Here is an 11,330-nt window from a genome sequence, read left to right on the forward strand (position 1 = left end):
ATATTTTGGAAAAAATATTGTATATCTATATGATGCATTGGTAGGACAAATTGCAGCAAGAACAACTATCTTATTTCGATTTACTATCGTAGCTATTGGACTGACTGCGCTTACTTATATTGTTTTATTTCATAATACTGTTATATTATATATTATTAAATATATCTCTTATATTAGCTTTTCCATAGCTATGATTTTGTATATCATGTTTGCTGCTATGTTTTATAAAAATAGTAGCATTTTTGGATCAAAAATTTATATTTTCATTACTTTTTGTGCTGCTGCTATAGTTTATAGTAATACTTTCACTACTATCGCCTTAAATATGAATAGCATTCTTTTGTGTGCAGGGTTGGCATTCGGCTTTTTATTAAATCAAAATTTGCGCAAAATAGCCAGGATTTTATTGATCTATTGGATGCTTGTAATGGTATCTTTCATAATATACGTAAAATTTTTAATACCATATAACTGGCTTGAAAATTATCAAGGTAGTGTATTCGAGGCCAAATCCGAGACCTCATATATTCCTTTAAAAAATATTTATATGAATCAGAAATTATCTTATATTTTTGACTATATTCACGATTATGTACCTAAAAATACAGTATCTGACAAAGATTTTTACTTTTTTAACTTACCAATAATGTATCTTTTAAATGATAAAATTCCACCATATCACCTAGTAACGCAATGGTTTGATGTAACTCCAACAAAACTGATTAAACAAGAATATATTAATTTTACAAATAGACCAACCGAGAACATTGTTTTATATCAATACTATAAAAAAGCGTTTGATATAAACAAAAGACTTTTGAGAAAGGATAATTTTATTCAAGAGGATTTTTATAAGGTAATGAATAAATGGGTAAAAGAGGGTAGATATAAATTTATAAACTCCTTTGTTGTACCCAATAGCCTGATGTTTAATAATGCATCTAAAAATTTAAATATTCAAACAGATGTAATAATTCAAAATAGTAACTTTTTCGATCAAAGTTATGAAAGGTTCTATTTGTGGCTACAGGATAACGGCGTAAATCTCATGCAAATCACTAGAGACGGAGTCGTTTTGCAAGATATTAATAATACAATTAGGAATTCGGATATAGTAACCTTGAATGGTAATGTAGCCAATATAATGGAAATTTTACCTCAACTTGGGGTTGAGCCGATTGATAAGGCAAATTTTAATACTATAAATATTTATAGACGAAATGATAGCTATGATTAAACGACAAGCCGTCAAGTTTCTCCTCGTAGGCATCATGAATACTGCCTTTGGGTATGGGATATTCGCCCTTTTTATCTATTTGGGTTTATATTATCCTCTTGCCGTATTGTTTTCTACGATACTAGGCGTATTATTTAACTTTAAAACTATAGGCAAGCTGGTATTTGGTAGCAGTGATAACGGTCTGATATTTAGATTTATACTAGTTTACATCATTACTTATCTTTTAAATATATACTTTTTATGGTTATTTAAAAAGTTTGGCTTTGAAAATATGTATATAAACGGTTTTGTGCTTTTGATCCCGCTAGCTGCGGTATCATTTTTATTAAATAAATTTTTCGTCTTTAGGAGATGATATGAAAAAGATCAGTATAGTTACTGCCTGCTTTAACGAGGAGGAGAATGTAGAGGAAGTCTATGCGCGCGTAAAAAAAGTTATGGAAGGATTTTCGGAGTACGCCTACGAGCATATATTTATTGATAATGCTTCGACCGATAGGACGGTTGAAATTTTAAAACGCCTAGCAAAGGATGATAAAAATTTAAAGATCATCGTAAATTCCAGAAACTTCGGGCATATCAAATCGCCAACCTATGCGCTTTTGGGTGCAGACGGAGATGCCGTTATCTCTATCGTGGCCGATTTGCAAGATCCGCCCGAGATGATTGCACAGTTTATAGAAAAATGGCAGGAGGGCAATGACCTGGTTTTGGCTATTAAGCGCGATAGCGAGGAGCGTGGCGTGATGTTTAAAATCAGAGAGTGTTATTATGAACTCTTATCGAAGCTATCTGAGATCGAGATTTTTAAAAATTTTACCGGCTTTGGACTTTTTGATAAAAAGGTCATCGCGGCTCTTAGACAGATGCATGATCCGTATCCGTTTTTTCGTGGAATGCTCGCGGAAGCGGGCTATAAGGTAGCTAAAATCCCTTACGATCAACCGGTAAGAATTAAAGGAGTTACCAAAAACAACTTCTACACGCTTTATGATATGGGGATACTAGGCATAATCTGCAATTCTAAAGTGCCACTTAGGCTCGCGACTTTTATAGGAATGATAATGGGCATTTTAAGCATAATAGTAGGACTTGTGTATTTTATCCTAAAACTCATATATTGGAACGAAATGAGTGTGGGTATCGCGCCTCTTATCATACTTTTTTCGTTCGTTTCATCTGGAATTTTGTTTTTTATCGGTATAATAGGCGAATATATCGGGGCAATTTATACACAAGTGTTGAATCGCCCATTGGTATTTGAAAAAGAGAGAGTAAATTTTGATTAAAGGGAGCTTTAATGAAAGTTTTAATACTAGCAGGAGGTTTCGGTACTAGGCTTGCCGAAGAGACGAGCATTAGGCCAAAGCCAATGGTAGAGATCGGCGAAAAACCGATTTTATGGCATATTATGAAAATTTATAGTTTGTACGGATTTAACGAATTCGTCATTTTACTTGGTTATAAAGGCTACTATATCAAAGAATATTTTGCCAATTATTTTTTACATCAAAGCGATATGACTATAGATTTGAAAAATGGCAAAATGGAAGTTTTGAGTAATTTTAGCGAGCCTTGGAGCGTTACGCTGTTAAATACCGGGCTAAACACCATGACTGGCGGTCGTATTAAGCGGGCTCAGAGCATAGTGGGGGACGAACCATTTTTGCTTACTTATGGAGATGGTGTTAGTGATATAGATATCCACGAGCTTGTAAAATTCCATAAGTCTCATGGCAAAGCGCTTACGATGACTTCCGTTCAGCCGGAAGGTCGCTTTGGAGCGCTAAATATAGATGACGAAAGTCGCGTGCATGAGTTTAAGGAAAAACCAAAAGGAGACGGCAATTGGATCAATGCGGGTTTCTTTGTATGCGAGCCTAAGGTTTTTGACTATATTACGAATGGAGATGCGACGATATTTGAGCAAGAGCCGCTTATGAATTTAGCACACGACGGTGAAATTTTAGCGTATAAACACAGCGGATTTTGGAAACCGATGGATACGCTTAGAGATAAGCTTGAGTTAAACAAAATTTGGGATAGCGGCAACGCTCCGTGGAAAAAGTGGTAGCAATGCAAGATATGCAGGATCTATACTCCGGAATTTATAATGGCAAAACAGTTTTGCTTACCGGGCATACCGGTTTTAAGGGCTCATGGCTTAGTCTATGGCTGCAGCGCTTGGGCGCGAAAGTGATAGGGTATTCGCTTCCGGCGCCTACAGAGCCAAATCATATAGGACTTTTAAATTTAAATATCGTCCAGGTAATCGCTGACATACGGGATCTTGCTAAATTAAACGAAGTCTTTACGACTTATAAACCCGACATAGTATTTCACTTTGCCGCTCAGGCGCTCGTACGCCCATCTTACGCCGATCCTATCACAACCTACGAAATCAATGTCATCGGCACATTAAAAGTCCTTGAAGCCTGCAGAAAAGCAGGCGTTCGCGCGATCGTAAATATCACCAGCGACAAGGCTTATGAAAATAAAGAATGGGTTTGGGGATATCGCGAGAGCGATCCTATGGGCGGATATGATCCATATAGCTCGTCGAAAGGCTGCGCGGATCTTCTGGCTAGTTCATATCGAAACTCCTTTTTTAATGAAAAAGATTACGGCACAAAGCATCAAACGCTGCTTGCCACGTGTCGCGCAGGTAACGTAATAGGCGGCGGAGACTGGGCGCAAGATAGATTGATTTGCGACGTTATGCGCGCAGCAGCTAAAAATGAAGCGGTAACGATCCGCAATCCGCATGCGACGCGTCCTTGGCAGCACGTACTCGAGCCGCTTAGCGGATATTTGCTCGTAGGGCAAAAGTTGCTTGAAGGGCGAAAGGAATTCGGCGGTGCGTGGAATTTCGGACCTAGCGATGATGGTGCGATTAGGGTGCTTGATGTACTAAAGAGTGCCAAGCGATATTGGGATAAGATAGAATTTAAAATCGGCTCCGACACGGACCAGCCGCATGAGGCAAATTTATTGAAGCTTGATTGCTCTAAAGCACATGCGCTGCTTGGCTGGAAGCCCGTTTGGAATAGTGAAACGGCATTTGAAAAAACCATAAGATGGTATAAAAATTTCTACGAAAACGGCACGATTGATACCGAGCAAAATTTAAACGACTACGTAAAAGAGATGATGCGATGATAAAAGTTAGCGATTTTATAGCAAAATTTATAGCCGAACACGAAGATACCGCAAAGACCGTATTTATGGTCTCGGGTGGCGGCAATATGCACCTGATAGATTCGCTTGGCAAAAATGAAAATTTAGAGTATGTCTGTAACCATCACGAACAGGCTTGCGCGATAGCTGCAGAGGGCTATGCGCGCGTCTCAAATAAGATCGGTATCGCGTATGTTACCACGGGTCCCGGCGGGACGAACGCGATTACTGGCGTTTACGGCGCTTGGGTAGATTCGATCCCTATGATGATTATATCGGGACAGGTAAAATTTCAAACGACCGTCGCTTCGCAACCCGAGCTAAATTTGCGTCAGCTTGGCGATCAAGAGGTTAATATCGTTGATATCGTAAGACCTATCACAAAATACGCCATAATGATAACGGATAAAAATAGCATAAAATTTCATCTGCAAAAAGCTGTTTATGAGGCTAAACACGGCAGGCCCGGACCCGTATGGCTGGATGTGCCGCTAGATATACAGGGCGCAATGGTGGATGAAGCGGATCTGATAGAATTTAAAATTCCCGAAGAGCCAAAATTTAACACCAAAATCCCGCAGGTTTTAGATGCTCTAAAAGCTGCTAAGCGCCCGGTAATTATTGCGGGTAATGGCATAACGCTTGCCGGTGCGAACGAAGATTTTCTAAAACTAATCGAAATTTTAAAAATCCCCGTTATCGGTACTTTCGCTAGATACGATATCGTTAGAAATGACCACGAGCTGTTTTTTGGCAGATATGGCACTATCGGCAATAGGGCGGCAAATTTTGTCGTGCAAAATTCTGATCTCATCATCGCCGTAGGCGCTAGATTAAATATCCGTGCAGTTAGCTATAACTGGGAATTCTTCGGCAGAGAAGCAAAAAAAATTTTGGTCGATATCGACGAAAACGAACTAAACAAAAAAACTATTGCCGCAGATATTAAGATAAAATCCGATGCGAAGGTTTTTATATCGGATTTGCGATCTGTGTTGAAAGACGAGCTAGATTTTGGAGCTTGGCTTGAAATTTGTAAAAATTACAGAAAGAATTATCCTACGATTGAGCCTTTTAGACAAAATGTAAAAGAGCGGGTTGATTCATATAATTTCTTTGATGTGCTATCTAATCATAAACGAGATTTAGTTTATGTATTCGGTAACGGTACGGCATGTGTTTCATCGTATCAGAGCTTGCGCTTATATGAGAATCAAAAGGTTGTAATAAATTCGGGTTGTGCTTCTATGGGATACGATCTGCCTGCTGCAATCGGTGCGTGTTTTGCAAACGGCAAGGGCAATACTATATGCGTCACTGGAGAGGGCAGCTTGCAGATGAATATTCAAGAGCTTCAGACAATAATTCATAATAAGCTTCCGATCAAAATCTTTGTTCTGAATAATGCAGGCTATATTTCTATCAGAAATACTCAAAACAACTTTTTTAAAGGGCACAAGGTAGGCTCGGATAAAGATAGCGGCGTGAGTTTTCCCGACACCATAAAATTGGCAAAAGCTTATGGTTTTGAAACTTGTAGGATAGAAAATCAGCTAAATTTAAAAAAAGATTTAGATAAAATTCTATCCAAATCTGGCGCGGTAGTTTGTGAAGTGATGCTCTCGCCTACTGAAAAAATGGAGCCAAAACTATCATCCGAGATAAAGCCTGACGGCAAAATGATCTCAAAGCCGCTTGAAGATATGTTTCCGTTTTTGCCGCGTGAGGAATTTTATAAAAATATGATAGTAAAGCCGGTGGAGGAATAATTTTGAAAAAACAAAATATTTTAATAACGGGCGCTAGCAGAGGGATCGGTAAAGCTATAGCCGACGAATTAACTAGCGTTGGATTTAATTGCATAACCCCAAACTCAAAGGAGTTAAATTTAAATGATAAAAATAGTGTAGCGCGTTATATAGCTAAAAATTCCGATTTAGACATATACGGTTTGGTTAATTGTGCAGGGATAAATATATTGGCATCTTTAGATGAGATTGACGATGAAAAATTTGATGATATGATAAACGTTAACTTAAGGTCTGTCATATCGTTGGCAAAATTTGTCTCTGTGTCTATGAGGCGCAATGAAGGTGGAAAGATCGTAAATATCAGCTCCATTTGGGGGGTGAGATCAAAGGCCCGCAGAACTCTTTATTCAATCACCAAATTTGGAATAAATGGAATTACGAAAGCGCTTGCTAGAGAACTTGGAGAATTTAATATTTTAGTAAATTCCGTAGCCCCAGGGTATGTCGATACGGATCTAACGAGGCAAAATGTTCCACTTGCCGAACAAGTCAAAATCAAACAAGAAATTCCGCTCGGTAGATTTGCGCAGACTTCCGAGATAGCAAAACTGGTAGCATTCTTGATCGGCAAGGAAAACTCCTATATAAGCGGACAAGTGATAGTAATAGACGGAGGATTTTTGGCATGAGCTTAAAGATCGAATCAAATATCAGAGACTATGATGTCTATTTTGAAGGGGTATGGGAATTTTTAGATGAATTAGCTAGAGGACAAAATTTTGCTTTAGTAATAGATAAGAATGTTTTTAAAATTTATGAGGCTAAATTTAGATCTTTTGATTCAAAGGATATTTTTATTTTTGACGCGATCGAAGAAAACAAAACCTATAAATCTGTTTGTGAAATTTATGATTTTTTAATCGGCAAGGCCGCCAAGAGGAATTTAACATTTGTATCCATAGGCGGCGGTATAACGCAGGACGTAAGTGGATTTGTCGCATCTACCTTGTATAGGGGGCTGAAGTGGATTTTTATACCGACTACTTTTTTAGCGATAACAGATAGCTGTATCGGCAGCAAAACCTCATTAAATTATGGTAGTTACAAAAATTTGATAGGCACATTCTATCCGCCACAAAAAATTTATATTAATACCGATTTTTTAGATACTTTGACTGAGCTGGATTTTTATAGTGGACTTGGTGAGTGTATAAAATTTCAATTAATGCAGGAAGTTTATCCAAAAAATTTTGATCTTATCTCAGAGACAATAAGAAATTTAGCTACTAAAAAAGAATGTCGTGTCTCTGTTATAAAGGAAAATATGAAAATAAAACTTAGTTATATGTTGGGGGATGAATTTGATCTTGGCAGAAGAAATATGCTGAATTATGGCCATTGTTTTGGCCATGCGCTCGAGACTTCATCGAAATATTTCGTTCCGCACGGTATTGCTGTAACGATAGGTGTTATTTTTGCTAACGCTATAGCTTTAATGCGAAAGTTGATTAATAGCAATCTATTTGATTACATAAATAAAAATATCTTATTGCCGTACATTCCTTTAAAATTGTGCGAGGCACATATGGATGCGAAAATTTTACTACAAGCTATGAAAAACGATAAAAAACGGATAGGTGATTTTCTAACCGTGATAATTCCAGATAGCGAGTTTAAGATGACGAAAGTTGCAGACGTAACGGATGAAGAATTTTTTACGGCGCTTAATATGACAAAGTCTATTTTGATAAAGGAGTAGTTATGAATACTTTAGAGTACGAGATGATCGAAATTTTAAAAAGGCTCAAGAATGATTATGGCGTTTTTGAAATTAAGGCGGAATATGAAAATGAGGGCAGCAGGCAGGAGGAACTTTGTAGACTAAAAGATATTACCTCTAAAGTTGGGCTTCCTATTATTATGAAAATCGGAGGCGTCGAAGCGGTAACCGATATATATAACGCTATTACTCTAGGTGTAAATGGTATCATAGCGCCGATGGCAGAAACAAAATTTGCCGTTAGTAAATTTTTGGGAGCTATAAACACTTTTGTTGCTGAAGATAACCGCAATGATATAGAATTTGCGATAAATATAGAAACCATAACATGCTATAAGAATTTAGACGATATTTTATCTTTAGAAAGTATTGATACATTAACCGGCGTAACGATAGGCAGGGTCGACTTTACCGCCTCGATGGGTAAAAATAGGGATTTTGCAGACAGCGATGAGATGTTAAAATATTGCGAAGATATTTTCACTAAAGCAAGAGCTAAAGGACTCAAATGCGGTCTGGGCGGAGCCATATCCGCGAAGTCATGCGATTTTATTAAATATCTCATTTCCAAAGGACTACTTGATAAATACGAAACGCGAAAGATCGTATATTGCAAAGATGCTGTAAACAATATGGAAGCTGGAATTTTAGCTGGCGTTGAATTTGAATTAGCTTGGCTTAAGAGCAAGCGTAGGTATTATCACAGAATCAAGTCCGAGGACGAGAAAAGAATCGAAATGCTTGAAAAAAGGCTAAGTAACAGATGAATCTTTTCATCACGGGCGGCGGCGGTTTTATTGGATCGCATCTAAAAAAGCATCTTGCGCTAAATGAAGATTTTAACGTTTTCGCTCCGGTAAGCAGTGAGCTAAATTTGACTGACGAAATCGCAGTTGACGATTTTGTCCGTGCGCATAAAATCGATACTATCGTTCATCTAGCCAATCGTGGCGGCGGTCGTGATACACTGGATATGACAAATGTGACCGAGTATAATTTACGAATCTTTTTCAATATCGCCAAGCAAAAAAATAGGGTTACAAAGATCATATCGTTTGGAAGCGGTGCGGAATACGGCAAACACAAGCCGATAGTAAATGCTCGCGAAGATGATTATAAAAAGGCGCTTCCGCTCGATGAATACGGCTTTTACAAAGCTATTACTTCGCATTATATCGAGGATTGCACGGATAATATCATTCAGCTTCGGTTGTTTGGAATTTATGGCGAGATGGAGAATTACCGCTATAAATTTATCACAAATTCCATAGTAAAAAACCTACTGCACTTACCTATCACGATCAATCAAAACGTATTTTTCGATTATATGTATGTTGAAGATCTGCTAAACATAGTGGAATTTTATATAGAAAATGACGTACAGCATAAAATTTACAATGCAAGCAGCGGTACGAAAATCGATCTGCTTAGCCTAGCCACGCTCGTAAATGAGGTAAGCGATTTCAAATCCGAAATAATCGTGATGAATGCGGGGCTAAATAACGAATACACTTCTGACAATAGCCTGTTAAAATCCGAGATGGGAGGCAGGTTTAAGCTCACGCCGCATTCAGAAGCGATCGGCAAAATTCGCAAATATTTTAAGCAAAATTTTGCCAACTTAGATTTAGAGACGATTAAAAAAGACCCATATTTGAGAAAAATCAATGAAATTTGGAAAGGTAAAAAATGACCCCGCAAGAATTAAAACAAGAAATTTTAGAAAAAACGAAAGAGTATTATAGGCTGGTTCATGAGCCGGCGCAGAGAGCTAAATTTGAACCCGGCAAAAGCCGTGTGAATTACGCAGGTAGAGTCTTTGATGAGCACGAAATGGTAAATTTAGTAGATAGTTCACTTGATTTTTGGCTCACATATGGCGCATATTCTAAAAAATTTGAAAAGGAATTTGCCAAAATGCTTGGCGTAAAATGGGCATTTTTGGTAAATAGCGGAAGCAGCGCAAATCTACTTGCATTTTTTGCACTTACCTCGCCACTTCTAAAAGAGCGCCGCATAAAGAAGGGCGATGAAGTCATAACAGTAGCGGCAGGCTTTCCCACGACGGTTGCGCCTATCGTGCAATACGGTGCCGTTCCTGTTTTTGTCGATATGGAGCTTGAGTATTTTAACATAGACCATACGAAACTTGAGCTTGCGCTTAGTCAAAAAACAAAAGCCGTCATGGTAGCTCACACCCTGGGAAATCCTTTTAATATAAAAGTCGTGAAGGAATTTTGTGATAAGCACGGTTTGTGGCTTATCGAGGATAACTGCGACGCGCTGGGTTCTCTGTATGACGGTAAGCCGACCGGCAGATGGGGGGATATAGGCACAAGCAGCTTCTACCCGCCTCATCATATGACGATGGGCGAGGGCGGCGCCACATACACAAACAATCCGCTGCTTAAAAAAATTATGCTAAGTATGCGTGATTGGGGACGCGATTGCTGGTGTGAGAGCGGTGTAGATAATACCTGTGGCAGGCGCTTTTCGCAAAAATTTGGTGAGCTACCGCTTGGATACGATCATAAATACGTTTATTCGCACTTCGGATTTAATTTAAAAGCCTCCGATATGCAAGCTGCCGTGGGATGCGCTCAGATAGATAAATTTTCTAGCTTCGTGCAGCATCGTAGGCAAAATTTTAAAAAGCTTTATGACGGGCTGAAAGCTATAAAGGAGCTTATTTTAGTTAAAGCTCAGCCGCATTCCGAGCCTAGTTGGTTCGGCTTTATGATGACGGTTGCAGACGGGGCAAAATTTAGTAGAAACGAACTGAGCGAGCATCTAGAGAAAGCGGGCGTGCAAACAAGAAATTTATTTGCGGGCAATATGATCAAGCATCCGCTATTTGCAGAGCTAAAACTCGGAGAGGATTATAAAATTTCAGGAGAGGTAAAAAATACCGATAAGATAATGAACGATAGTTTCTGGGTGGGGGTATACCCTGGAATGAGCGATGAGAAGATAGAGTATATTATAAAAACGGTTAGAGGATTTGTATCTACTAAAAGCTAAAATATAAATCAGATCAAAATTTTAAAGTGCTATATGCAATATAAATAGTGTTATTTTGTTTGGTTAAGCGCCGATATAGCAAAATTTAATTAAAATTACGGCGATAAATTTGGTTAAAAAATCGATATTTAGGGGAGTTTATGACGAAAAGAAAAATTTTGATAGTATTTGGGACGCGCCCGGAAGCCATTAAGATGGCTCTGTTGATAAAGGAATTTCAAAAGCACGCGGAATTTGAAGTGAAGGTTTGCGTTACGGCGCAGCACAGACAGATGCTTGATCAGGTGCTTGAATTTTTTGAGATCAAGCCGGATTTTGATCTAAATTTAATGAAGCAAGGGCAGGATCTGTACGATGTGAC

11 protein-coding genes and 1 pseudogene are annotated in these 11,330 nt (G+C 38.3%); all 12 read left to right on the forward strand.

Translation table 11 applies throughout. The annotated features are described in order from the left end of the window. Positions 1–1,237: pseudogene (locus tag Q0605_RS02500) on the forward strand (hypothetical protein); the annotation flags it as partial. Then, positions 1,230–1,595 carry a GtrA family protein gene (locus Q0605_RS02505; RefSeq protein WP_298703926.1) on the forward strand — a complete coding sequence of 122 codons (366 nt, stop codon included), beginning with the start codon at positions 1,230–1,232 and terminating at the stop codon, positions 1,593–1,595. The pseudogene Q0605_RS02500 and the gene Q0605_RS02505, both read left to right, overlap by 8 nt. Position 1,596: 1 nt before the next feature. After that, positions 1,597–2,529, forward strand: a complete 933-nt coding sequence (locus tag Q0605_RS02510) for a glycosyltransferase family 2 protein (RefSeq protein ID WP_298703929.1) — start codon at positions 1,597–1,599, stop codon at positions 2,527–2,529. Positions 2,530–2,540: 11 nt separating this feature from the next. After that, complete coding sequence (gene rfbF / locus Q0605_RS02515; protein ID WP_297922914.1) at positions 2,541–3,314, forward strand: glucose-1-phosphate cytidylyltransferase; 774 nt, start codon at positions 2,541–2,543, stop codon at positions 3,312–3,314. 11 nt (positions 3,315–3,325) lie between these two features. Further along, positions 3,326–4,399, forward strand: coding sequence for a CDP-glucose 4,6-dehydratase (rfbG, locus tag Q0605_RS02520; protein WP_298703944.1), 1,074 nt, complete (start codon positions 3,326–3,328; stop codon positions 4,397–4,399). Continuing rightward, on the forward strand, positions 4,396–6,186 hold the full coding sequence (locus Q0605_RS02525; protein WP_298703931.1) for a thiamine pyrophosphate-binding protein: 1,791 nt from the start codon (positions 4,396–4,398) through the stop codon (positions 6,184–6,186). Before rfbG ends, Q0605_RS02525 begins: the two co-directional genes overlap by 4 nt. 2 nt (positions 6,187–6,188) lie before the next feature. Next, positions 6,189–6,857, forward strand: a complete 669-nt coding sequence (locus Q0605_RS02530; protein ID WP_298703933.1) for an SDR family NAD(P)-dependent oxidoreductase — start codon at positions 6,189–6,191, stop codon at positions 6,855–6,857. Further along, positions 6,854–7,927 (forward strand): AroB-related putative sugar phosphate phospholyase (cyclizing), encoded by a 1,074-nt coding sequence (locus tag Q0605_RS02535; protein WP_298703935.1) that lies wholly within the window; start codon positions 6,854–6,856, stop codon positions 7,925–7,927. Before Q0605_RS02530 ends, Q0605_RS02535 begins: the two co-directional genes overlap by 4 nt. A 2-nt stretch (positions 7,928–7,929) precedes the next feature. Continuing rightward, positions 7,930–8,715 (forward strand): aldolase/citrate lyase family protein, encoded by a 786-nt coding sequence (locus tag Q0605_RS02540; protein ID WP_298703937.1) that lies wholly within the window; start codon positions 7,930–7,932, stop codon positions 8,713–8,715. Beyond that, on the forward strand, positions 8,712–9,641 hold the full coding sequence (locus Q0605_RS02545) for an NAD-dependent epimerase/dehydratase family protein (RefSeq protein WP_298703938.1): 930 nt from the start codon (positions 8,712–8,714) through the stop codon (positions 9,639–9,641). The genes Q0605_RS02540 and Q0605_RS02545 overlap by 4 nt, the downstream gene beginning before the upstream one ends. Continuing rightward, a complete protein-coding gene (rfbH, locus tag Q0605_RS02550) occupies positions 9,638–10,969 on the forward strand; it encodes a lipopolysaccharide biosynthesis protein RfbH (RefSeq protein ID WP_298703940.1) in 1,332 nt (443 codons plus the stop codon). Before Q0605_RS02545 ends, rfbH begins: the two co-directional genes overlap by 4 nt. A 140-nt stretch (positions 10,970–11,109) precedes the next feature. Then, on the forward strand, positions 11,110–11,330 hold a 221-nt coding region (locus tag Q0605_RS02555), incomplete at its 3' end, for a UDP-N-acetylglucosamine 2-epimerase (protein ID WP_298703942.1).

The sequence above is a fragment of the uncultured Campylobacter sp. genome (assembly GCF_938017705.1).
Lineage (GTDB): Bacteria > Campylobacterota > Campylobacteria > Campylobacterales > Campylobacteraceae > Campylobacter_B.